Annotated in this window: 23 protein-coding genes; 12 read left to right on the top strand and 11 right to left on the bottom strand. The window is 32.1% G+C overall.

Annotated features, from left to right (window positions below; genetic code table 11):
- Positions 1–479: 479 nt before the first annotated feature.
- Both mnmG and HOH73_04675 read right to left on the bottom strand, forming a co-directional pair.
- Positions 480–2,339: a tRNA uridine-5-carboxymethylaminomethyl(34) synthesis enzyme MnmG gene (mnmG, locus tag HOH73_04680; GenBank protein ID MBT5828150.1), complete on the bottom strand. Its 1,860-nt coding sequence runs from the start codon at positions 2,337–2,339 to the stop codon at positions 480–482.
- A 2-nt stretch (positions 2,340–2,341) separates the two neighbouring features.
- On the bottom strand, positions 2,342–3,472 hold the full coding sequence (locus HOH73_04675) for a methyltransferase domain-containing protein (protein ID MBT5828149.1): 1,131 nt from the start codon (positions 3,470–3,472) through the stop codon (positions 2,342–2,344).
- 36 nt (positions 3,473–3,508) lie between these two features.
- Between HOH73_04675 and tmk the strand changes: the two genes are divergently transcribed.
- Together tmk and HOH73_04665 are read left to right on the top strand one after the other, a co-directional pair.
- Positions 3,509–4,141, top strand: a complete 633-nt coding sequence (gene tmk / locus HOH73_04670) for a dTMP kinase (protein MBT5828148.1) — start codon at positions 3,509–3,511, stop codon at positions 4,139–4,141.
- An 82-nt stretch (positions 4,142–4,223) separates the two neighbouring features.
- On the top strand, positions 4,224–4,397 hold the full coding sequence (locus tag HOH73_04665) for a hypothetical protein (GenBank protein ID MBT5828147.1): 174 nt from the start codon (positions 4,224–4,226) through the stop codon (positions 4,395–4,397).
- Positions 4,398–4,617: 220 nt separating this feature from the next.
- Here HOH73_04665 and purH read toward each other — a convergent pair whose 3' ends face one another.
- Positions 4,618–6,156 (bottom strand): bifunctional phosphoribosylaminoimidazolecarboxamide formyltransferase/IMP cyclohydrolase, encoded by a 1,539-nt coding sequence (gene purH / locus HOH73_04660; protein MBT5828146.1) that lies wholly within the window; start codon positions 6,154–6,156, stop codon positions 4,618–4,620.
- Positions 6,157–6,193: 37 nt separating this feature from the next.
- On the opposite strand from purH, the gene ruvX reads away from it, so the two are divergent.
- Positions 6,194–6,661, top strand: a complete 468-nt coding sequence (ruvX, locus tag HOH73_04655; GenBank protein MBT5828145.1) for a Holliday junction resolvase RuvX — start codon at positions 6,194–6,196, stop codon at positions 6,659–6,661.
- Positions 6,662–6,678: 17 nt separating this feature from the next.
- On the opposite strand, the gene HOH73_04650 is transcribed toward ruvX, so the two are convergent.
- Positions 6,679–9,051, bottom strand: coding sequence for a phenylalanine--tRNA ligase subunit beta (locus HOH73_04650; protein MBT5828144.1), 2,373 nt, complete (start codon positions 9,049–9,051; stop codon positions 6,679–6,681).
- 68 nt (positions 9,052–9,119) lie between these two features.
- Here HOH73_04650 and ispG point away from each other — a divergent pair, with 68 nt between their 5' ends.
- Both ispG and HOH73_04640 read left to right on the top strand, forming a co-directional pair.
- A complete protein-coding gene (gene ispG / locus HOH73_04645; GenBank protein MBT5828143.1) occupies positions 9,120–10,322 on the top strand; it encodes a flavodoxin-dependent (E)-4-hydroxy-3-methylbut-2-enyl-diphosphate synthase in 1,203 nt (400 codons plus the stop codon).
- Between the two features lie 279 nt (positions 10,323–10,601).
- A complete protein-coding gene (locus HOH73_04640) occupies positions 10,602–11,348 on the top strand; it encodes a hypothetical protein (protein MBT5828142.1) in 747 nt (248 codons plus the stop codon).
- A gap of 258 nt (positions 11,349–11,606) precedes the next feature.
- On the opposite strand, the gene secD is transcribed toward HOH73_04640, so the two are convergent.
- Positions 11,607–13,130 (bottom strand): protein translocase subunit SecD, encoded by a 1,524-nt coding sequence (gene secD, locus HOH73_04635; GenBank protein MBT5828141.1) that lies wholly within the window; start codon positions 13,128–13,130, stop codon positions 11,607–11,609.
- Positions 13,123–13,488 carry a preprotein translocase subunit YajC gene (yajC, locus tag HOH73_04630; GenBank protein MBT5828140.1) on the bottom strand — a complete coding sequence of 122 codons (366 nt, stop codon included), beginning with the start codon at positions 13,486–13,488 and terminating at the stop codon, positions 13,123–13,125. Before yajC ends, secD begins: the two co-directional genes overlap by 8 nt.
- Before the next feature lie 73 nt (positions 13,489–13,561).
- Between yajC and HOH73_04625 the strand changes: the two genes are divergently transcribed.
- A complete protein-coding gene (locus HOH73_04625; GenBank protein ID MBT5828139.1) occupies positions 13,562–14,218 on the top strand; it encodes a ribulose-phosphate 3-epimerase in 657 nt (218 codons plus the stop codon).
- On the opposite strand, the gene HOH73_04620 is transcribed toward HOH73_04625, so the two are convergent.
- The gene (locus tag HOH73_04620) at positions 14,215–15,237 is read right to left on the bottom strand and encodes a uroporphyrinogen decarboxylase (GenBank protein ID MBT5828138.1); all 1,023 of its coding nucleotides are present in this window, start codon (positions 15,235–15,237) and stop codon (positions 14,215–14,217) included. The genes HOH73_04625 and HOH73_04620 overlap by 4 nt on opposite strands.
- A 239-nt stretch (positions 15,238–15,476) precedes the next feature.
- On the opposite strand from HOH73_04620, the gene HOH73_04615 reads away from it, so the two are divergent.
- The 3 genes from HOH73_04615 to aroE are packed head-to-tail and all read left to right on the top strand — an operon-like array spanning position 15,477 to position 17,402.
- Positions 15,477–16,319, top strand: a complete 843-nt coding sequence (locus tag HOH73_04615) for a kinase/pyrophosphorylase (protein MBT5828137.1) — start codon at positions 15,477–15,479, stop codon at positions 16,317–16,319.
- Positions 16,285–16,566 carry a hypothetical protein gene (locus HOH73_04610; protein ID MBT5828136.1) on the top strand — a complete coding sequence of 94 codons (282 nt, stop codon included), beginning with the start codon at positions 16,285–16,287 and terminating at the stop codon, positions 16,564–16,566. Before HOH73_04615 ends, HOH73_04610 begins: the two co-directional genes overlap by 35 nt.
- Complete coding sequence (gene aroE, locus HOH73_04605) at positions 16,557–17,402, top strand: shikimate dehydrogenase (GenBank protein ID MBT5828135.1); 846 nt, start codon at positions 16,557–16,559, stop codon at positions 17,400–17,402. The genes HOH73_04610 and aroE overlap by 10 nt, the downstream gene beginning before the upstream one ends.
- Here aroE and thiL read toward each other — a convergent pair.
- The 3 genes from thiL to ribH form a co-directional block, all read right to left on the bottom strand.
- A complete protein-coding gene (thiL, locus tag HOH73_04600; GenBank protein MBT5828134.1) occupies positions 17,399–18,352 on the bottom strand; it encodes a thiamine-phosphate kinase in 954 nt (317 codons plus the stop codon). The genes aroE and thiL overlap by 4 nt on opposite strands.
- Positions 18,345–18,827, bottom strand: a complete 483-nt coding sequence (locus HOH73_04595) for a hypothetical protein (GenBank protein MBT5828133.1) — start codon at positions 18,825–18,827, stop codon at positions 18,345–18,347. Before HOH73_04595 ends, thiL begins: the two co-directional genes overlap by 8 nt.
- Positions 18,828–18,889: 62 nt before the next feature.
- Entirely contained in the window at positions 18,890–19,324 is a 435-nt protein-coding gene (ribH, locus tag HOH73_04590) for a 6,7-dimethyl-8-ribityllumazine synthase (protein MBT5828132.1), read from the bottom strand.
- 115 nt (positions 19,325–19,439) lie between these two features.
- On the opposite strand from ribH, the gene HOH73_04585 reads away from it, so the two are divergent.
- The 3 genes from HOH73_04585 to HOH73_04575 all read left to right on the top strand — a co-directional run bounded on the left by HOH73_04585 (position 19,440) and on the right by HOH73_04575 (position 23,863).
- Positions 19,440–21,656, top strand: a complete 2,217-nt coding sequence (locus tag HOH73_04585; protein MBT5828131.1) for a S8 family serine peptidase — start codon at positions 19,440–19,442, stop codon at positions 21,654–21,656.
- Between the two features lie 61 nt (positions 21,657–21,717).
- Positions 21,718–23,085, top strand: coding sequence for a 30S ribosomal protein S6--L-glutamate ligase (rimK, locus tag HOH73_04580; GenBank protein MBT5828130.1), 1,368 nt, complete (start codon positions 21,718–21,720; stop codon positions 23,083–23,085).
- A gap of 52 nt (positions 23,086–23,137) precedes the next feature.
- Positions 23,138–23,863, top strand: coding sequence for a response regulator (locus tag HOH73_04575; GenBank protein MBT5828129.1), 726 nt, complete (start codon positions 23,138–23,140; stop codon positions 23,861–23,863).
- Here the strand turns inward: HOH73_04575 and HOH73_04570 are convergent.
- Positions 23,850–24,812, bottom strand: a complete 963-nt coding sequence (locus HOH73_04570) for an ATPase (protein MBT5828128.1) — start codon at positions 24,810–24,812, stop codon at positions 23,850–23,852. The genes HOH73_04575 and HOH73_04570 overlap by 14 nt on opposite strands.
- Positions 24,813–24,861 lie beyond the last annotated feature (49 nt).

The raw sequence follows: 24,861 nt of genomic DNA, 5'->3' as shown, positions 1-24,861 counted from the left end.
ATTGAAAAACAATGCTTAAGAACCCAGCTAAAGAGATGTTTTATTGTAGCCTATCTTAATTTATCAACTATATCAAAGTGAGGGTAGGGGCAAAGTATAATAACAAAATCAGACCTAAAACCCTTTATCTTTACCTTACAATCTATGCTAAGCCACGTGCTTGGTTCTTTTTTTAGCAATAATTGGCAATATTTATATCTAAATTTTATTAGAAATATCATCAGCTAAAGAGATACTTTAGTGCACCCCATCTAAGTTTAGGAACTATATCAAAGTGAGGGTAGGGGCAAAGTATAATAACAAAATCAGACCTAAAACCCTTTATCTTCACCTTACAATCTATGCTAAGCCGCGTGCTTGGTTCTTTTTTAGCAATAATTGGCAATATTTATATCTAAATTTTATAAGAAACATCAAGATAGAAATATAGTTATATTCACCAATAATAAAACGCTTAATTTGCCACGCCTATATTGTAGCTAGCTACTTTTTCTTCTCTGCTTTTTTAAGGCCGCCAAGATCGCTAATATTGCAGCTGGTGTAACACCAGAAATTCTCGCCGCTTGACCTAGATTTTCTGGCCTTACCATGTTTAGCTTCTCTTTCACTTCATGCGATAAGCTATGTAGCTGGTCGTAATCAAAACCTGCTGTTATTTTGATGTTTTCATCTCTGTTGAGCGACTCTATGTCTTTATCTTGGAGCGTAATATAGTCATGATATTTTGCTTTTATTTCCAGCTGCTCTATTACTTCCTCAGAAAAATCTTTTAACTCCGGCCATATTTCCGCCAATTGTGCGAAATTTATGTCTTTATATTTTAATAAAGAGAAAGCAGATCTTCTACGCCCATCTTTATTAATATTTAAACCATATTTAGCTGCCTCATTTGGCGTTAAATTATACTCAAGCAACAAGGTTTCTAACTTGTTTATTCTATCCATTTTTAATGAAAATCTATCAATTGTTTCACGTGAAACACAATTTAACTGTATCGCCTTTGGGGTTAGGCGTTGATCTGCATTATCTGCCCTTAATCTCAAGCGATACTCTGCCCTAGAGGTGAACATTCTATATGGCTCATTTGTACCTAGTCTTATTAAATCATCAATTAACACACCAATATAAGCCTCGCTTCTGGCCAAAATAAAAGCCTCTTTACCTTGGGCTTTTAATGCAGCATTAAAGCCTGCCATTATGCCCTGCGCTGCCGCTTCTTCATATCCTGTGGTCCCATTAATTTGACCAGCCAAGAACAGGCCTGGCAACCTCTTGGTCTCTAAAGAAAGCGTCAATTCTCTGGGGTCAACATAGTCATATTCTATTGCATAACCATATTGTGTAATCTTACAATTTTCTAGACCTTTTATTGAGTGTATATAATCTTCCTGCACCTCCTCTGGCAACGATGTTGATAATCCATTTGGATATATCGTTTGATCATCCAAACCCTCCTGCTCTAAAAATACTTGATGTCTATCCTTATCTGCAAAACGAGAAACCTTATCTTCTATAGAAGGGCAATATCTAGGACCTTGACCTTTTATATTGCCGGAAAACATGGCGCTTTTATTGATGTTTTTTGCTATAATCTCATGTGTTTTATGATTGGTGTATGTAATAGCGCATTTTATTTGCGGCACATCTATTTTGCTGTGCATAAAACTAAAAGGTAACGGCTTATCATCGGCATCTTGCACTTCCAATGCTGAGAAATCAATAGTTTTTCCATCAATACGTGGAGGTGTGCCCGTTTTTAACCGCCCCATTTTGAAGCCCAGTTTTTTTAATGCCAAAGCTAAGGAGATAGAGGGCCTTTCGCCTTTACGCCCCGCTGGTGTTTGGCTCCCTCCTATATGTATTACTCCTTTTAAAAATGTTCCAGCGGTCAAAATAACAGCTTTTGCCCTAATTTCACTGCCCCCTTCTAGCTTTACCCCTGAAGCTTTATTTTCTTTCACCAAAATATCGTCTACTGACGCCGATCTAATTTCTAAATTAGCGTGCTCATTTAGGCTGTCTTGCATAGCCTTTTTATATAGCGATCTATCTGCTTGCGCTCTTGGCCCATGCACTGCTGGCCCCTTACTCGCATTTAACACCTTAAAATGAGTGCCTGATTTATCCGTAACTTGGCCCATCACACCACCTAAAGCATCTATCTCCCTTACCATAATGCCCTTTGCTACACCACCAATTGAGGGGTTGCATGACAACTCTCCTATTTTATCTTCTCCTTTGGTTATTAGCAATGTAGCGCAGCCTAAGCGGGCAGAAGCCGAAGCTGCTTCACAGCCGGCGTGGCCACCACCTATGACGATAACATCAAAAACATTCATATTTAACCAATATGCTTGAATGTGAATAATTTAGCTGTAGCTTTTTTTTCAAGAGGAAAATCAGTTATTTTTTGCAATTCAAAAGAACTTCCTAAAAAAGCATCCTTGATTTGCTCTTCCGTGTGATTATGATGATTACAAAAAAATGGATAACTATACTCCTTTTTTATTTCATTTAAAAATTCTTGCTTATAAGGGTCTGTAACAAAGAAAAGCAAATAGCCATTTTTACTTATGAGCTTACTAGCCGTCTTGGCCACCTTATTAACATCCTTTATATAACCAAACATACCTCTAGCTATTACCACATCATATATAGAATTTTGTCTATTTTGAAATTTAACAAAGTCAGCCCTAATTAAATAATCATATATTTTATTTTGCTTAACCTTTGCTTCCTGATCTTTATTTAAATCTATAATTTCCTCCTCGTGAGTTTTTTCGAATGTAACTTCACGCGCTTTTTCTATCATAGCCTTTGCATAATCAAGACCTGTAAGATTAATATAGTTATTATATTCTTTTAACCTCTTACCCAAAAGGCCAGCACCACAACCTAGCTCTAAGATATTAGGCTTATCTACATTGTCGATATCTTGATAAGCTTGTAACATCTTTTCTATCCCCTGATATTCTATATATGAGATATAGTCCTTGTTAAACACTTTAGCAAAACGCTCAAAAAAGCTTTGTGACAAATCATGCGATGGTGAAAAATTGATGTTTTCTTTATTGTATATTTCGTAAAAATATTCTAGTTCATTACTTTCAAACTTTAATGATCTCGCTTTATCAAAACACTCTTTCGCTGGCACAATTTTATATTTTGCTATATATGATTTACCCAGCCAGAAATAAGCTTCCGCGTAGCCCTTATCTAAATATGTAGCTAATTTTAACCTAGTTATTGCATCTGATATTTTACCCTGCAAGAAAAACTCCTTACCAAGCTCAAAATTTGTTGCTGCTGGGTTTTTTAATTTCTTTCTAGCTTCAACTGCCCAACTATCAAACTCTAACTTTTTTTCGCCTAATAAAGGTACTAAACCTTTGAAGGATTTAGCTATTCTTATTAAAGGTTGAGCAGGAGAAATAACATGCTTAGTTATAAATCCTTGTTTTTTTTTAAACATTGTCATAATAATATAATTTACAATCACAATATAGCTATGAAAAAACATATTAGCAAGGGCAAGTTTATCGTTCTAGAAGGGGGAGAGGCCTGCGGAAAATCATCCCAAATAAGCGTCTTAAAAAAGCTTTATAAAAATAAAAATTTTATTTTTACCAGAGAGCCCGGTGGCACCGAAATTGCCAACCAAATTAGGGATATCATTGTAAAAGGAGCTGCAGATAAGATTCTACCAGAAACAGAATTAGCTTTAATTTATGCTGCGCGTTTTGAGCATATACATAAAGTGATTTTGCCCGCTCTAAATGAAGGAAAAAATGTCATTTCAGATCGTTTCAACCTCTCAAGCTATGTATATCAGGGGGCAGCTAGAGGCCTAGCTCCTGAGCTAATTGATAATTTCAACAATATCTTTTTACAAAATTTTAAGGCAGACCTTACCATTTTGCTTGATTTAGATGTGAAGATTGCTCAAAAACGCATTTTAAAGCGAAATGAAGAAGATGAAAGATTTGAAAAATTTGGCCTTAGCTTTCATCAAAAGATCCGCTCAAGCTTCTTAAATCATGCAAAACATGACCCAGCTATAAGAGTCATTGACGCTAGTATTAACTTAAATCAAGTTAGTAAAATAATTAAAACAGAAATTGAGAGCTTAATTAACGCTTAAGAACTCCTACCACCTAAAACAGCGCTTACTATTTAGTTTAATTAAAAGGCAAAAGCTTTTAAGCAACTTATTTTAAAACGAAATGAAGCAGATGAAAGATTTGGGATTTACCCTTAGCTTTCATCAAAAGGTTCGCTCAAGCTTCTTAAATCATGCAAAACATGACCCAGCTACAAAAGTCATTGAAGCTAGTATTAACTTAAATAAAGTTAGCAAAATAATTAAAACAGAAATTGAGAGCTTAATTAACGCTTAAAAACTCCTCCTAACAACTAACAGAGTTTGTTATTTTATTAAAATGCAAAAGCCTTCAAGCGGCTTATTTCTAAAACAAAATGCAGCCCTTCCTCTCGTCAAAAGATAGTGTGGGCCCCACTCTAAATCATGCAAAACAGAACTAACCGTAAAAATCATAAATGATAATATCAGCTTACACAAAGTTAGCAGCTTTACATATACAAAAATTTCAGGCTTAATTAATGCTTAAAATGTCTAGTTTTGGTAAAAACAAGCGCAAGACCTAACTCATCTGCCTTTGCTATAACTTCTTGATCTCTTATCGACCCTCCTGGCTGTATTATAGCTTTAGCACCAGCTTTTGCCGCAAGCTCTAATCCATCTGAAAAAGGGAAAAAAGCATCCGACGCAAGAACCAACTCATTAAAATCAAAGCTTTTATTGTTTTTGCTAAAGTCTTCTAGCTTTAAACTCGCAACCCTAACCGAGTCTACTCTACTCATTTGACCAGCCCCAATAGCTACAGTCATTTGATTTTTAGCAAAAAGCACCGCATTAGACCGCACATGTTTTACAGCTTTAAAGGCAAAAAGCATATTATCTAACTCTGACTTACTCGGCTTTCTTTTGGAAACCACCTCTAAATCAGCTTCTAACACCTCTTTGCTATCCGCATCCTGTACTAAAATTCCACCTTCAATAGAAGATATTTGTTTAGATGCTAATTTTTGCTCAGAGCCCGTTATTAATATTCTCATATTCTTTTTAGCAGCCAAAATATCTTTAGCTTCCATCGATATTTCAGGTGTAATAACAACCTCATAAAAGCTAGCTTTAATTAACAGTGCCAACTCTTTATCCAAGCTTCTATTTAAAGCTATAATACCTCCAAAACTACTTGTTGGATCACATGATAATGCTTTTTTAAAGGCCTCCTCTATAGCATCTGCTGACGCTACTCCACATGGGTTTGCATGCTTTATTACCGCTACAGCCGGCTTGTTAAACTCTTTTATTAAATTATAAGCACTATCTGCATCTTTAATATTATTAAAGCTAAGCTCTTTGCCCTGTATTTGCTCAGCTGCTAATATACCAGTTGCTGATATTTGATATAATTTTGCTTTTTGGTGTGGGTTTTCGCCATATCTTAACTCTTGCTTTAATTTGGCGCTCAAATTTAACTCATCTTCACCAGCTACAAACCAGTTATGGATAGCATGGTCATATTTTGCGGTTTTTGCGAAAGCTTTTATCGCCATTTTTTTTCTAAAACTTAGACTTGTTTGATTATCATTAGATTCCAGCTCTTTTATCAACTCATCATAATCACTTGGGTCGGTTACAACCACAACATGTTGATGATTTTTAGCCGCCGCTCTTATCATGGTTGGCCCCCCCACATCTATGTTTTCTATTGCAGTTTTATAATCAGCTCCAGCCAAAACCACCTCTTCAAACGGGTATAAATTTACAATAACCAAATCAATTGGTTTAATTTCATGTTTATTCATATCTTTTTTATGCTGCTCATTATCTCTGTCAGCCAATACACCTCCATGAATTAAAGGATTTAAGGTTTTTACACGGCCATTCATAATCTCTGGAAAATTAGTATATTCTGATATTTCTAAAACATTCTCTGAGCTCTCTTTTATCTTTTTGTAGGTGCCCCCTGTTGAAATTATTTCTATTTTATTCTGGTTTAAATAAGCAACTATTTTCTCAATGTTTCTTTTGTCTGAAACAGATATCAGGGCTCTGCTAATTTTTGTCATATTCTTATTGGAATTATAAAGTTAGGATATTATCATAGTGAAAAATTTGAAAATGCCAATAATTAAGAAGATTTCTCTAGCAAAAGAACGTAAATATAACAACCAAAAAATAATAGCTATTGATTATGGCACCAGAAAATTTGGCCTAGCTCTATCTGATCAAAGCTTAACTATAGCCACTCCTTATGCCAACTACCAGCGAAGAGAGTTAAAAACAGATTTAGAGTTTATTAGCAGCGAAGTTCTAAATAACAACATTAATGCCATTGTAATAGGACTTCCCAAAGAGTTAAATAACGAGCAGCAAGCCATTGCCCAACAAGTAAAAAGCTTTGCTAACATTTTAAGCCAAAACTTCACTCAGGATATATTTTTTTGGGATGAAAGATTTAGTTCTAGAGCAGCAGAAAGGCTAATGCAGCATAAAGAATTTAAGGGACAAAATAACGACAAATATTCAGCCTGCTTTATTTTGCAAGCCTTCCTAGATTTTAGAAAGAACTAAAATTAACGATTTTTTATTTAAGGTAGCTTTGCTTCGAATTTTTTTGCAAAATTCTCTATTACCAACTTGTTAAAAAGCTCTAACTCTTCACCTGTCAAAGCTCTATCCTTAGGCTGTAATTTAGCTGTTAATGCTATTGACTTTTTACCATCTGGCAAGCTTTCACCTTCGTAAAGATCAAAAATTCTAACCTCTTTTACTAATTGTTGATCTGACTTTAAAAGCTCTTTTTTAAGAGCCGCAGCTTCAAGCTTTTTATCTACAATAAAACAGAAATCTCTGTTTATAGCTTGCAAATTATAATTTTCAAAAACTGGATTTTTCTTTTTTAATTTAGGAAAATTAGCAAGAAATAACTCCGCTATATTAAGCCGGCCCTTTATGCCAAGCTTGTGCGCTATAGCCGGATGAAGCTCCCCAAAACATCCTAAATAATTTTTACCAAGATATAGCTTTGCGGCTCTGTTTTGGTGAAAATATGACGGCAGATCTGTGCTTCGATATTCCAACCTATTTACATTAAACCCCATTTCTTCAAGCACTCGTAATATGTCCGCCTTTACATCAAAGACATCATAATCTCTTGAATCATTATTAACCTCCTTACTAAACCTGCTGCCTAACCTCAAAACAGATAGTGAATTATGCTGACTATCTTGATCTTTCCCATGAAAAATTCGGCCATACTCAAAAACAGCTATGCTATCCCCTCCTTTATTTTGCTCTTTAACTGCTAAACTAACTAAATTTGGCACTAAAGAACTTCTCATTACAGACAGATCTTCGCTGATGGGGTTTACCAGCTCTAAATCGCTTTGAAAACCAAACAAGCCATCATCTTGTTTGCTATAAAAAGACCAGCTTATGACTTCATTTAAACCTAAGCTTGCTAAAAGCTTCTTATGACTTAACTCTGACTCTATATCTAAATTATTTTCTTCCACTTTATTTATAAGGCTTATCGGCTCTGCTGGTATCTGAGAGAAACCGACTATCCTTAAAACCTCCTCTATTAAATCTACCTCCAGCCTCACATCATTACGCCAAGCCGGTATTAAAACCTCAACCTCTTCTAATGTTTCACGTGAAACATTAAAACCAAGACTTATCAAAACCTCTTTTATTTTCTCTGGGCTTAACTTATATGAAGCCGCATTGTTAAACTCCGCAAACCTAAGGTTAGCTTTGTTTAGCTTAACATCCTCGCTAACATGAGAGGCCATAGAACAAACCCCCCCTCCACAAATATCTAAGATTAGTTTGGCGGTTTTTTTAAGTATAGTATTAATAGCAGACTGGTCTGTTTCACGCTCAAACCTATATCTTGAGTCTGTGTCAATTTGCAAAACCCTACCAATTTCTGCTATTTTGTTTGCATTAAAATTAGCGGCTTCTAGCAATATATTTGTAGTACTTAGCTCTGTAGCTGTGTTTTTAGCTCCAATAATACCAGCTAAAGCTATTATTTTGCCTTCATCCTTGATGGTCAAAGACCCTTCTGGTAAAACATACTCTTTGTCATTAAGCGCTAAAAAAGTCTCTTTTTTCTTTGTTAAGCTTGCAGCTATAGTAGAGCCTTCTAGTTTGTCTGCATCATACGCATGTAAAGGCTGGCCATAATTATATAACATGTAATTAGTAGCATCAATTACTGCATTTTTAGGTTGCAAGCCTAGGGCCTCTAATCTTTTTCTTAACCATTCTGGTGACTCTTTATTTACTACATTTTTCAGCTCAACAAAATCTAGTTGCCTACAAAAAGAGCTATCACTATTTGCAGAATAATTTTTTTGCGAAACAAATTCTAGCTGCGGTACTTCTGTTGCTTTTAACACGCCTATTTTAGCCGCAGCTAAATCTCTAGCAACGCCGTAAACACCAAGACAGTCACCCCTATTTGGAGTTATAGCTATTTCGATTATAGGATCATCCAGACCTAAAATAGATGATATTTTCTCACCAACTTGAGTGTTCGCTGCTAGCTCTATGATACCATCTTGCTCATCTCCTATAGCTAGCTCTTTAGCTGAGCAAAGCATTCCTATTGACTCTATGCCCCTTATTTTAACTTTTTTTACTTTCATTTGGTTAGCTGGAATAACACTACCTAAAGGTGCTAAAACTGCTTTTATTCCCGCCCTCACATTTGGTGCACCACAAACTAATTCAAAAATCTCTTTTTCTGTCTTTATTTTGCAAATATTCAACTTATCTGCATCTGGATGCTTTCTAACATCTATAACCTCTACCGCTTTAAAAGGCTCTAACTTCTCCGCTTTATTTTCTATAGATTCTACTTCTAGACCTATTTCTGTTAATGTTTTGCTAATCTCTTCTATTGAAGCATTAGTATCTAAATGTTCTTTAAGCCAGCTTAGGGTAAATTTCATGGTTTTTCTTGTTTTTTGCTCAAGCTATTCTATTGTAACTAGTAGAAATTTCTACAAAAAAAGTGTTAATACGCCATAAAACTAATAAAGTCATAATTGGCAATGTTGCAATAGGAGCTAACGAACCTATAGCCATACAATCTATGACAAACACAGATACAGAAGATATTGAAAGCACTGTAAAACAAATTTTAGAGTTAAATGAAGCTGGCTCTGAAATTGTTAGAGTTACCGTTAACACCAAAGCTGCAGCTAAAAACATTAGCAAAATTAAAGATTCTTTAATAGCTAAAAACTGTTTTGTACCTATAGTTGGTGATTTTCATTATAATGGTCACGAACTACTAAATCTCTACCCAGACTGTGCTAAAAGCTTGGCAAAATATCGTATAAATCCAGGTAATGTGGGTTATGGTAAGAAAAAAGATCTTCAATTTGAAATGATGATAAACACCGCCATAAAATATAACAAACCTGTTAGAATAGGGGTTAATTGGGGTAGTTTAGACCAAAATTTAGCTGCTAAATTAATGGATGAAAATAGCAAAAAAACTATACCTCTTAATGCGAATGAAGTTCTAAAGCAAGCCCTGGTAATTTCAGCGTTAGATAGTGCTAAATTTGCAGAAAATATAGGTCTAGCAAGCGATAAAATTGTAGTTTCTTGTAAAGTTAGCAAAGTTCAAGATTTAATAGATATATATCAAAATTTAGCTGAAAAATGTTCTTATCCCCTACATTTGGGCTTAACAGAAGCAGGAATTGGTTCAAAAGCAATTGTTGCAACAAGTAGCGCTTTTGGCGTACTGCTTCAACAGGGAATAGGAGATACTATTAGAGCATCCATAACTCCCGAACCAGGCACATCTAGAACTAAAGAGGTGCAAATATGCCAGGAAATTTTACAAACCATGAATATTCGCTCTTTTAAACCACTAGTTACATCTTGCCCTGGTTGTGGCCGTACTTCTAGTGACTATTTTCAAAAATTGGCTTTAGATATCCAAAATTTTATTAACACCGAAATGCCTATTTGGCAAAAAAAATACCCAAAAGCAAAAGATCTAGATATAGCCGTCATGGGCTGCATAGTTAATGGACCAGGTGAAAGCAAACATGCAAATATTGGGATTAGCTTGCCTGGCTCCGGTGAAAACCCAGCAGCGCCTATTTTTGTAGATGGAAAAAAGATTAAAACTTTAAGAGGTGCCAATATCGGAGAGGAATTTAAAGAAATAATAAAAAGCTACTTGGCCGATAATTGTTCTTGATCTTAGAATTTTCTTTTTTCTTTATAAACCCATACAAAAACCTGCCTTGCCAAGCTTTCTGGTTATAAAAAACGGCAAATATACAAAATTGCCAACAATTCTATTGATACTTAAAGACCTTCTGATAAAAGTTTTTTATATAAAGACAAAAACTATTAACTTTTAAGAAAATTTATAAATTTAGAATATTTAAAAAGGGCTGTTATAAAATAATTTTACTGTTTCATTTGACCCGCCTTATTAAATATGATATAATCTAGAAAATTAGGGTGTTAAATTATGAGAAACTTAAAGAAAATTTTTTTAATCGTTACAATTTTTCTTCATTCATGCCATAGCGCAGAGGATTACCGTCACAGCAGAAACAATTTGAATATAAATTGTCAAACAATAGAAGAGGAACTTTATAATTTAAGTATAGAAGAACAAAAAATTTCCCAAATGAATAAGTTCTCCTTTTCTAACATGTTAGTTTTACCAGCTATTATCAGGACTTTTAAAATAATTCGTAATGGTGATAAAATAAAACAACAAAAAGATAAATATAAAAACCTTAAAATAGCTAAAAATTGTTCTGCAAAAAAAACAAATAGTACAAATAAATCTGGCTATCCATATAATCAAGCAAGCCCTGGTAATAGCTCTGCCAATTATCAAAGTCAAAATTATAATATGAATAATCAGTATAACTATTCAGGACAAGAGCCTAATTATAATAATTCATATAACTACCAAAGCAACAACCTAGCAACACAAGGTAATAATTATAACCAGCCTAACCATAATTACCAAGCTGTGCAAAGCAGTAATTATAATCAACCTAATTATAATTACCAAAATAACAATCTAGCAACGCAAGGTAGTGGTTATAATCAACCTAATTATAATTACCAAAATAATAGCCAAGCTATACAAGGTAATTATTATAATCAACCTGTTAATCAACAATATAATTCTAATAATGAAGATTTCATGGGTTTTGGCTCAGACCCCATAGCTAGTCAATATATGAAACAATTTAGATAGTAGTTTTATAATTTGTTAATAGAAGCTTCGTTTATATAAAGCCTCTATTAACATCGAGGATGAAGCTACTAAGCTAATATTATACTAAACTCCTAACTAATTTAGTTTAAGATTTATAAATTATGATTCTTCTTAATATATTTATGCTCTAGCTATAATTCCCAGATTAATAGTCCGCTTTAATAACATTATATTATCACCCAACTAAATTAAATTTTAGCCAATGAGTTTTTATGAATTACTAATATTTTAGAAAATTTAGATAGTGATCTTTTTAGGTTTTTTTATAGAAATCCAACTATATATCAAAATTTTAGTTAAGAATATAGCAGAAAACATAGAAGATAAAATTCCAAAAGTTAGCGTTATTGCAAAACCCTTTATGGGACCAGTTCCAAAGTTAAATAAAATTAGAGCAGCTATTAATGTAGTTACATTTGAATCTAGAATAGTTTTCAAAGCCTGATTAAATCCTTGATCTATTACCGCATATATTGATTTTCCTGTTCTAGACTCTTCTCTAATCCGCTCAAATATTAATACATTTGTATCTACAGACATACCTATTGTTAAAACTATACCAGCTATGCCAGGCAGTGTTAATGTTGCACCAAACAATGTTAACAACGCAAAAACAAATATTATATTCATAATTAAAGCTATTATAGCCATTAAACCATATTGCTTATATAAAATTAACATTAAAATTAATACCAGTATAAATCCAGCAGCTACTGCATTTTTTCCTGATATTATTGAATCCGAACCTAAAGTAGGACCTACTGTTCGCTCTTCTATAATACTTATTGGAGCAGGTAGAGAGCCCGCTCTTAATAATAAAGCTAAGTCATTTGCTGTTTCTGTAGTATAACTTCCAGAAATAACTCCAGATCCGCCCATTATGGGCTCTCTTATCACTGGTGCACTTATTACTTTATTATCTAAAATTATTGCTAGTTGTTTTCCTATATTTTTACTAGTTATCTCTCCAAATTTTCTTGTTCCCTCATTATTAAATTTAAAATTTACTTGAGGAATTCCCTGATATATTGTTATTTGTGCATCATTTAACTGATCTCCCAATATTTCTGCTTTATTATCCACTAAATAATATAAATCTGTTTTCTCACTAGACTCAACCATCATATAATTTTTAGGAAGAAAAAATAGATCTTGTACTATTGGTTGTTCTGGATGCAATAAATGAAAACTCATTTTTGCGGTTTTTCCCAACAATCTTTTTAATCTCTCGGGGTTTGCCATACCCGGTACTTGTAATATTATTCTAGTTAAACCTTGTGGTTGAATTAAGGGCTCTTTTGTTCCTGTCTCATCTACTCTACTTCTTATTATTTCTACTGATTGATTTAATAATTTTATTTTTTGTTCTTTTATAAATACTTCTGAAAAGGATATGATAACTTCTTTCTTCTCTTGCTTTATTGCTATATCTTGCCCTAAATCCTTAAATATATCATATAATTTAGCTTCCGTATCTCTAAGGTTAAATAAAATTTTTCCATCATCTAAAATAAGGTTAGAATATCCTGTTTTACTTGAACGAAGCTTATTTCTTACCTCCTCCTTCAAAATTTTTATTTTTTCTTTAAAATATGCTTTTTGGTCTATTTCTAGCAATAAATAAGCACCTCCTCTTAAATCTAATCCTAGATTTATGGATTTAGTGGCTTTATCTTCTAAAAAACCGCTAAAAACCACAAAAATACTATAAAAGCATACTATAATAGATAAGGTTAGCTTCCATTTAGGAATATTAAGCATCCTTCTTCTTTTTAACTACTTTTTTGCTTTTTTCTTCACTAGAAAATTTTATCTTATTATCAGGTTTGTTGGATACTGTAGACTTTGCTATTTTAACAATTACATTTTTTGCTATTTCTACATCCAAAATTTCTTCTTTTACTTTATTTATAATACCGTAAATACCACCAGAAGTTAAGACTACATCTCCTTTTTTTAAACCATCTACCATTACTTGATGGTCTTTTATTTTCTTTTGTTGAGGTCTAATGATAAAAAAGTAAAATATTGCGAATATTAAAATTAGGGGGATAAAGCCAGAGATAGGGTTGTTTACTGCAGCTTCATTTGCGTGTGCGCTATTAATTAAATTGATCATTTTGTACCTATAAATTTACAATACTAATTTTATTTGTTAAATTAGCTACTTAATTTGCATAATTTTTTTTAACATGTCAACTAACACTAAAATAGCGCCTTCAATTTTATCTGCAGATTTTGCGAAATTAGGGCAAGAAGTAAAAAACATCACTAATGCGGGAGCTGATTATATCCATATTGATGTTATGGATGGTCATTTTGTGCCTAATATAACAATTGGTCCAGAAGTTGTAAAATCTATCAGGAAATATAGCTCGTTACCGTTTGATGTTCATTTAATGATAGATAATCCAGATCTTTACATAAAAGATTTTGCAGATGCAGGGGCTGATATCATTACTATTCATGCAGAAGCATCTACTCACCTAGATAGATCTCTGGATTTAATAAGAAAATATGGTAAAAAAGCAGGAGTTAGTATAGTTCCATCATCTCATGAAGATATTTTAACTTATGTTTTAGATAAACTAGATTTAATTTTAGTAATGACTGTAAATCCTGGTTTTGGTGGACAAAAATTCCTTAATTCCCAACTTAATAAGATTTCTTCTCTAAGGAAAATTATAGACCAAAAAAATCTAAATATAGAATTAGAAGTTGATGGCGGAATAAATAGTGATACTGCTAAATTAGCTATAAATAGTGGAGCCGACATCTTGGTATCTGGCTCTTATATTTTTAATCAAGGAGAAGAAAATTATGCTAGGAATATAGGTAAGTTGCGTTAAGTAAAGCTTCTTACCTTTTCTAGCATAAATTCTACATTTTTAATTGGAGTTTCTGGCATTATTCCATGCCCCAAATTAAATATATGCGGTATATTTTTTGTTGCTGTTAATATTCTACTTATCTCTTCACCTAATTTTTCTAAGTTATTAAGCTGTAATATAGCAGGATCCAGATTTCCCTGAGTTATTTTTCCATAGTTTTTATATAGGTTTTCAGCTATGTTTATGTTTTCTGTATAATCTAAAGCATATATATCAAAGTTTAACTTACAAAACTCATGATAATTTTCTTTTATTCCTCTAGGAAAGCATATTTTCTTTGCTGGTTCTGCTTGTATCGAATCTAATATATTTTTATATGGTTTTATTACTAAGTTTTTAATTTGCTCATTAGTTAATATTCCTGCCCAACTATCAAAAATTTTGATTACATCACATCCTGCCTTTATTTGATTTTTTAGATGAGTTGATATAGCAAGGCACAGTATATGTCTAATTTTTTGCTCTTCTTCCTGATTATCATAAGTAAATATCTTAGCTTTATGAAAAGTTTTACTACCGCTTCCTTCTATTAAATAAGCAAGTAAAGTCCAATAAGCTCCTGTGAAACCTATTAGGGACTTTTCTCTACTAAGATTTTTTCTAGTTATTTTTATGGCTTCATATACTGGATTTAATTTTTCGGTTATTTTTTCCCTTACATTGTCATCGGTTAAGTTTAACAACTTGGACAAATCTGCTTTTATTACAGGGCCTTTACCAGGTACGAATTCTACTTCTTGATCTAGTGCATCTAAAATTACTAAAATGTCTGAAAATATAATAGCAGCATCAAAATTAAATCTACTGATAGGTTGCAAGGTTACTTCAGCAGCAAATTCTGGATTATAGCAAAGATCTAAGAAATTACCAACCTCTTTTCTCTTTTCCCTATATTCAGGCAAATATCTACCTGCTTGGCGCATTAACCAAATAAAACTTTTATTACTATTATTATATAGTTTATCTATATTATACATATTATATTAATAAGATTTTGCCATTTAAAGAGTTATCAACATAATTATCAACAACTTATAAAACAGGTTACCGCTCTGTAGTACACGGAAATTAATAAGATTTAAATAATTAAATTAAAATTTAACAATATTTTTATAATCTTCAAATTTTGTTAAAAACTAATAAGAATAAATAAAGAATAGAAAAAATAGCAAAGATATTAACAAATTACTAACAACAAATTAACAAGTTATTAACAATGGAAAATAAGAAAAGAATAAATATACATTTAGTATCAGATTCAACAGGAGAAACATTAGGAGCTATGTCAAGAGCTGTAATATCTCAGTTTAAAGGAGTGGAGTCAAATGAATTTATGTGGTCTCTAGTTAGAACAAAAAGAAAAATGCTAGAGGTGATAGAAAAAATAAAAATAGAAGGAGGTATAGTTTTATACACCATATTGAGCCAAGATTTATTAGAAATATTGTTAAGTGAATGTAAAAAAAATCAAATAGCAACAATACCGGCATTAGATGAAATAATAGAAAAATTTTCTAAATATATAGGACAAAACATAATAAATAAGCCAGGAAGACAGCATATTTTAGATCAAGATTACTTTAAAAGAATAGAAGCAATAAATTATACAATAAGTCATGATGACGGGCAGAAAATAGATGGTCTAGAAGAGGCCGAAATAGTAATAATAGGACCTTCTAGAACCTCAAAATCGCCAACATGCATTTATTTGTCACACAGAGGTTTAAAAGCAGCAAATATACCCTTTATTTCAGGAATAGAATTGCCAGAAAAATTATTTAGGTTAAAAAATACTTTAATTATAGGCTTAACCATAAACTCAGAAGCCTTAATTCAAATAAGAAAAAATAGAGTTAAAATATTAGGGCAAGACATTAAGTCTGGTAATGAATATATTGATTATGAGTCGGTAGATAGAGAAGTAAAAGAAGCAAGAAAACATTATTTTAAAAATAACTGGCCTATTATAGATGTTAGTAAAAAATCTATAGAAGAAACAGCAGCAGCAATAATAGAAAAATATTATGAATTCAAAAAAGAACGAAATAAAGCCTCATAAGACAAAGGAGTTTCAAAAAACAATAATAAATACTCCAGAAATTTATGAAAACATGCAAAAAGAGTTGTTAAAAACAAAGGATTTTGCCAAAAGATTAGAAATAGTTGTAGATACGATAGAAAATTTATTTAGATTGCAAAATAACCAAGCTTTACTTACCTATAGTGAGTTCAAAAAATTAAGAAAAGCAAAAAAAAGGAAAAAGAAAAGTTTAAAAAACCAAAAAAACTATAAAAAATGGAAATAAAAAAAGCAGCAGTAATAGGCTATCCTATAAAGCATAGTCTTTCACCAATTATTCATAATAGCTGGATAGAAAATGAAAATATTAAGGCCAATTATCAAAAGATAGAAATAAAACCACAAAATCTAGAAAATTTCCTTTTAAATTTTAAAGAACAAAAATTAGCAGGGGTTAATATAACTGTACCACACAAAGAAGAGGCCTATAAAATTTTAAAAAATAAAATTATTATGTCAGATCTAGCAAATAAAATAGAGGCTATAAACACTCTATATATTAAAAATGGACAAATATATGGAGACAGCACAGACTATTATGGTTTTAAAAGAGCTTTGCTGGAAGAGGAGCCAGAATTAAAGATAGAAGCAAAAAAAATACTAATAATAGGAGCGGGTGGCGCAGCAAAAGCGGTAATATTTGGTCTGTTAACGGATAAAGCAAAACAAATAACAGTAATTAATAGAACAGAAGAAAAAGCGATAATATTGAAAGAAAAAAGCAACAATCAAATAGTTATAGGCGGTCTAGAAAAGATAGAGGAAAAAATAACAGCAGCAGATATAATAATTAATACAACGAGCTGCGGTCTAAATAACCTAAATAACTTAAAAATAGACCATCAAAAAATAAAAGGTAAAAAAATCTTTTATGACATAGTTTATAAGCCGTTACTTACCAAGTTTTTATGTGATGCAAAAGAAAATAATCACAAGATTATTACAGGAATAAATATGCTAATTTACCAAGCGCTTCCTGCCTTTAATTATTTCTTTGATATAAAACCTAAGATAACAGAAACGCAAAAAAAGATATTTACAGAAAAAGCCTTAAATAATTAACTTAATGCAAAATGTTTAAAACCAGTATTTGTTATATTTATGAGAGAATTATTTTCATCAAATAAATTAATATCTTTATCTTTTATTATCTTTCCAATGTGAGTGATTTTTATTTGATTTTTTTTGCTAAATAGTAAAATATCCTCTTTGGCAGCATGATTAGCAGTAAATAAAACTTCATAATCATCACCAGAATTAATAATTTTTTCCTTATATTTCGGATAATTATTAAGTATTTCTTTAGCTATTTTACTTAATGGTATGGCGTTATACTCTATATTTGCGCCACAATTAGAAGAATTACATAAATGTTTCAAATCTTGAATTAAACCATCGGAAATATCTAGAGCAGCAGTAGCGTGTTTTAATAATAAATCTTGTAAATTATTAAGACATAAAGGTTCTAAATATTTTTTTAGCAAATAATCACTTTTTACGATTAAGTTTTTTTTGGCTATTTCTAAGCCAAGAAAACTATCCCCTATATTCCTAGTAACCCAAATATCATCGCCAATAAAAGCCCCAGACCTTAAAATTACCTTTTCTTTTATAACACCAAAAACCGTAGCACTTAATACAATATCATTTGCATTAGCTGTGGTATCTCCACCTAATAAAGACATATTATAATATTGCTGAGCCTCCTTTAAGCCAGATGCAAACTCTGCTAACCAAGCCTTATCATATTTTTTGCCTAGAGTTAAATTTAAGCTATAAAACTTAGGAGTAAGTGCTTTAGCAATAAGGTCAGAAGTTGCTGTGCTAATTAATCTAAGAGCAAGACTTTTTGGCTTAATATTAGGTAAAAAATGAACATTTTCAACCATTGTGTCAGTTGAAAAGCCATAATCATGTTTATTATCAAGTAAGGCTATATCATCGCCTAAAGAGAGAGAGCCGAAGCCAGCAAGTGGCGCTAAATAATTTCTAATAAAAGAAAATTCATCCATGCTTTCTTAATGACTTACCAATGGCTTCAACAACAGAATTAACAAATTTAGCGTCCCTGCTATTTTCGTATAATTTAGTAATTTCAATATATTCATTTATAATTACGGGCAAGTCTGTTTTTGTTTGCATGATTTCTGCAATAGCAAGCCTTAAGATTAAGCTTATATTGAGCGATAATTCTTCTAATTTCCAGCTATCACTTAGTAATGGTTCTAAAGCTTCTTCTATATCAGCTTTTTTTTCTATAGCTGTAGGTAGAATATTTTCAATTAGCTCAAAATTTAAAGGAGTGTCATGTTTTTTATCTTCCACATCTTTATAATCATGCTCATATAAAGCATAAAGCTCAGTCTGTATCTTCTCTAAGGGTTTGGTATGTTTATAAAACTCTATTTGAAAAAGAATTTGAAAAGCAGCTATTCGAGACCTTCTCATATAAGAGATCCCTCTATTTACACCGTAAAATTTTTCCATTTATTATTTTAATATTTGCATTAAGAAATAAACTAAATTTAGTTAAAATAAAGAAAAATAGCTTAATTATTTAACATTCCTTGAAACTTATCCCGTATTTTCGCCATTTTAATAGCGGTTATAGCGGCCGCAGCACCTTTGTTTCTTTTTGTTCTATAGGCTCTATCTATAGCCTGGTCTCTATTTTCAGCAGAAATTATACCATTTCCTATAGCTAAATTCATGTTAACTGCAAGCTCATTTAAACTTCTGGTGGATTCTTTAGCAACTATTTCGTGATGTATAGTTTCGCCCCTAATAATACAGCCCAATGCAATAAAACCATCATATAAGTCAAGATCTACAGCATAACTTACTATAGAAGGAATTTCTAAAGAGCCAGGAACAGTAATTTTATGATAGTTGTGCTGTTGATTTTCTAAAACTTCGACAGCCCCTTTAGTAAGCTCATCAGCTAAGTTTTGATAAAAATTAGCGGTAATAATAAGAAAATGCATAGTAAAATTTATAGATTAAGTAGGTGTTTAAAACATATAGCTAAAAAAAATAAAAAAAAGGCTTTTTTAGAGGCTAAAATTATGCTATAATAGTTCAAACTTAAAAGGACTGGGTATGGGCGCTATTAATATAGCCTCTAAGGGGGTAGTATATGCAAAAATGAGCTCTGTAGCGCTATTGATAGCGTTATTATCTTCGTGTGGAGGAGGTGGTGGCTCTACAGACAATCAAGATGCTCAAATAGTTACCAGCTCTGCAGATCTGCTTATTCTTTCAAGAGAAATAACAGAAAAAAAAGAAACCTTCAATTCAGTTGAGTATAAGTCAAATTGGGGTTTAGACGCCGTAAATGCTAAAGAGGCATACGCTATTTTAGCCTTAAATAATAAAAATATAGCTGGAGCAGGTGTAGTGGTAGCAGTATTAGATCAGTCTCATGTAGATATAAGCCATACAGAGTTAGAACAAAATACTAGTATAGATTCTGGCTTTATTGAGCAATCTGATCATGCAACACATATAGCTGGCATTATAGCATCTAGCAAAGATGATAACGAAATACATGGACTTGCATATGATGCGAAAATATTATCTATAGCAACAAGCCAAAATAGCAATTTAGGTTTTAATAAATTGGTTAGTTCAGATGCAGATATAGCAAATTTAAGCTGGTCTTTAGCAAATGATAATCAGGCTGGGCTAGCTTTAGAGATCTTAACAGATACGATTACCAATAGTGAGGTTTTGTTAGTAGCGGCGGCAGGCAATAATGCAGAAGATAACCCAGTATACCCGGCGCAATTTGCGGCAAAGAGTAATTTTTATGGAAGATTAATAGCAGTCTCTTCGCTTGACAAAGATATGAAAATTTCAGGTTTTTCCAATAAATGTGGAATAGCTAAAAATAATTGTTTGGCCGCGCCAGGCTCCGCTATTTATTCCTCTGTTGAGAATAATAAATATAGAAATATGTCTGGCACCTCTATGGCCGCTCCTCATGTTAGTGGTGCAGCAGCAATATTAAAAGGAGCCTGGAGCCACCTAAGCGCAACCCAAATCTCAGAAATATTACTAAATTCAGCCATTAAAGTTGATGAGGAAGGCAATTTATTAGCAGAGCAAAAGGAAGATTATGCCAATGAAATATATGGCAGAGGCATATTAAATTTAGAAAATGCCTTATTAGCAAGGGGAGGATTAACCATAAGTTCTGCAGAGCACATAGATAAGAAGGCAACAGGCTATGATTTAGCAAGCACAAGATTAATACTTAATTCAACATTTTCTGAGCTAGAGAGCTTATCAAGCAATTTATCTGACGCTATAGCAATAGATAAATATGGTAGAGATTATGCCTTAGATTTAAGTAGTAATATTTCTTACAGTGAGAGCCACAAGATAGCGGAAGGTTTAGCTATTGAAAATATAGCAAAAACAAAATCTGTTTCATTTAGGGGGTTAAGCTTAAATTATAAGGAGCAGCAAGTCTCGGATTTTAAAGATTTGTCTTTTAGTTTAAATAAGAATTTTACTAAACAGAAAATATCGCTGGCTTTTAATAAGGAAAATAACTTTAACCAAGAGAGCAAAGATTTTAGTTTAATAGATTTTGACAAAAATACAGCTTTGTCATTTGCAAGCAAAAATAGCGCTATAAATCCATCTTTTAGCTTTTCTAGAAAATTAAATGATAAGTTTTCCTTAAATAATTATATTAATATCTATGATTTTAACAGAAAAACTAGAAATCACAATTTAGGTCTTGGAGCATCCTACCAACATGATGGTTTAAATATTAGATTGAGCTACGGTATAATAAAAGAGCAGGAAAATAAATTATTGAACAACAAGACAAGTGGCGCCTTTGCAATGCAAAATGATAATATGCAGCATGTAGAAATGAGCATTAAAAAATTTATAGGTAAAATAGAGCTACAGGCACAAGGGTTTTTTGCTAAATCTTCTGTAAAAGTGGCAAAAAACTCATTAATCTCTGAGGTAAGTGACATTTATAGCAGAGAATTTAAGTTGGGTATAGCAAAAAAGCTAAACAAAACTACTAAAATAGGGTTGTTTTATAAAGAGCCTTTAAAAGTGACTAAAGGAGCAATAAATCTTAATTATGCAAGCTCTATAGATAGTGCTGGAAATATTATTAGGAAAAATAAAGTAGTTGCTTTAAATGGGGCAAAAACTGCAAAAAATTTAGAACTATATTATGCTAAGGAGCTAAGAAAAGGTAATTTAAATTTTAATATTTTATATAAAGAAAAAGGCAAAAAAGAAACTAAAGAATATGGATTTTTAATAAAACTTACTCAAGATTTCTAAAATATATAGATTTTTAAATTTAAGAATATAAAAAGGCAATCTCACATATTAAAATTCAAAAATGGAACAAATAATAATTGGAAAAGAAGAGTGGTTGGGCTTACCTTTGTTGGGGTTACCTGTTATCAAGGCAAGAATAGATAGTGGTGCAAAAACTTCATCTTTGCATGCTTTAAATATTACACCATATGAAGAAGATAGTAAAAAATATGTTGTTTTTGATGTGCAACCAGTGCGCGGTAACAGAAATATAGTAAAGCGCTGCAAGGCAGAATTAATAGGACGTAGATTAGTAAAAAGCTCTAGTGGTGAAGCAGAAAATCGCTTTGTAATAAAAACAAATCTGTTACTAGGTAAAGATACTTTTGAAATAGAAGTAACTCTAACCAATAGAGATTCTATGGATTACAGGATGTTGCTTGGTAGAGAAGCCATGCATGATAAAATACTGATCAACCCAAATAAGTCATTTTACCAAGGAGAAAAGAGTGACAAAGAAATAATGAGTTTTTATAAAAAAAGCACAATAGAAAAAAAAGGCCTTAAGATAGTATTGCTAGCTAGTAATGCGGACCTTTACTCTAATAAAAGAATAATGGAGGCGGGTAAGCAAAGAGGCCATGATATAAGCTTTGTTAATGTAAAGCATTGCTATATGGATATAAGCTCAAACAACCAAACGGTATATTATAGAGGGGGTAAGAGGCTAGATAATATAGACGCTATAATCCCAAGGATAAAACCATCTATGACTTTTTATGGAACCTCTGTTATTAGGCAATTTGAATCATTAAGTGTGTTTAGCTTAAATAGTTCAGTAGCAATTTCGCGGTCAAGAGACAAATTACGCTCTTTACAAATCTTATCCAATAACAAGATTAACTTGCCTACTACAAGCTTTGCAAACTCTCCTATAGATACAAAAGAGCTAATAAAGATGGTAGGTGGTGCTCCTTTGGTAATTAAATTATTAGAAGGAACGCAAGGCAAGGGCGTTGTATTAGCTGAGACTAATAAAGCAGCAGAAAGTGTTATTAGTGCCTTTAAGTCACTAAAAGCTAATATTTTGGTACAAGAATTTGTTAAAGAAGCGGAAGGCCGAGATGTTAGGTGTTTTGTAATTGGTAATAAAGTTGTAGCCGCAATAGAGCGTGTTGCCGCACCTGGAGAATTTAGGGCGAATTTACATTTAGGTGGGAGCGCTGGTTTGGTAAAGTTAAGTAGCGCAGAAAAGAAGACAGCTATTAATGCAGCTAAAGCAATGGACCTAAAAGTTGCTGGCGTTGACATAGTTCGCTCAAAGAATGGACCAAAAGTTTTAGAGGTAAATTCATCGCCTGGCTTAGAGGGTGTAGAGTCCATAACGGGAATAGATTTAGCTGCCTTAATGATAGAAATAATAGAGATGCAACAAACAAAGAGAATTTAAAAAAATAGAGAGATGCTTGACAAGCAAGCAATGTTGGGGTTAAGGTTTTTTTATGAAAAATATTATAAAAAAATCAGAGGCACAGCACAGTAAACTTGATATATTAGTGGGTAAAAAGCTAAAAAAACGGAGAGAGTCACTATCTTTGTCACAGAAAGAACTCTCTGCTCTACTTGATATATCGTATCAACAAATCCAGAAATATGAAAGAGGAGAAAACAAGATTCCAGCAGGTAGGTTATTTTTATTAGCAAAAGCGCTAAAAGTAACACCAGACTATTTTTTTGATGGTGCAAATTTATTACTTAGTGAAAAAAAACATAAACAATATTTACAAATTGAACGAGTAAGACCCATAAATATTCTTGTTGTTGAAGATAATCCGGTAGATGAAATGCTAACTAGAGATGCTATAACGGAAAGCAAAGTAGATGCTAGGGTTTTTGTGGTGCATGATGGTAGCCAAGCATTAAAATACTTAAAAAAACAAGAGGAAATGCCCTTTCTTGGCACAGATATTATTTTATTAGATATTAATATACCAAAAAGAAATGGCTTAGAGGTTTTGAAGGAGATAAAAAGAGATCGAACAATGCAGCATATACCAGTGGTGATTTTAACTAACAGTATTAACCCAGATGATATGGAAGATAGCTATAAATTAAATGCAAGTGGTTATGTAAGTAAATCTTTTAAAATTACAGAATTTAATGAAAAAATAGCATTAATTTTAGATTATTGGTCAAAAGTTGCAATTTTGCCTTCTATGCAAGATTAAAAAAATATGAAATTAAGATAATTTGAGGCAGAGAAATAAGCGGAATAAAAAGGGCAAAGCGCCATGATTTGGTTGTTTCTTTTAACAGCATAATCTCAGTGTAATCGGTTGCGGCACCAGCCATTAAAAAAGCAAAGCTATTACCTTTAGCATTGGAATAATTAAAAATGTCACTAGCAATCGGGGTGGACCCTTCAGAACAAACTTCAATTATTGAGGCAATAAAAACAGTAAAAAAAAGACCTTTTAGGGTAGGGGCAAAGGCAGCTGAAAAAGTACTAGGGTCTATGAATTCGCGCATCAGGCTAATTAATAAAATGCCTAAAAAGAGCCATTTCACAAGTATTCTGGCTTCAATTAGCGCTACCTTAATTGCTTTAAAAAAATTAAATTGTTCTATTTTTTTATCTTCATCAACTATATTATTAATGCTGTATGGGTTTTGATTAAGATAACCAAAATTAGTTAAAATATCAAAGATACATCCCGTAACAAAGGCAATAATGAAGGAAAAAATAATAAATAATATAGTCCATTTAAGGCCAATTAAGCTAATTAAAATAAAGCTTAATGATAAGCTGTTCCATGGAGATGCAATTAAAAACGCAATAATCTGACCATTAGATAGACCTTTCTTATATAATTTATTTGCAACCATTAAAATGCCATGTGAGCATAAATCAAGTAAAATACCAGCAAAGCTAGCTCTAAAAATGCCAAAGACACCACCATGACCAAACAGGCGATATATATAGTGATTGGGTATATAATGCAAAATGCTCACAAAGAGCATGCCTAGAATGAGGGCGGGCCACACAATATGTAGAAATTCTTTAACAGAAAGTAAAAAGGTAAGCTCAATAAAAAAACTTAATATATAGCTAAATAAGGTAACAAAAACTAAAGAGAAGAAGAAAAAGTCATTTTTTTTATAAGCGCAGCTAGACATATTTTTAACCTAGTATTTCATTGCTGTATATTTAATTATATGCAATAAT

The sequence above is a fragment of the Alphaproteobacteria bacterium genome (genome assembly GCA_018667735.1).
Taxonomy (GTDB): Bacteria; Pseudomonadota; Alphaproteobacteria; order Rickettsiales; family JABIRX01; genus JABIRX01.
This window is presented reverse-complemented; position numbering and strand designations above follow the sequence as displayed.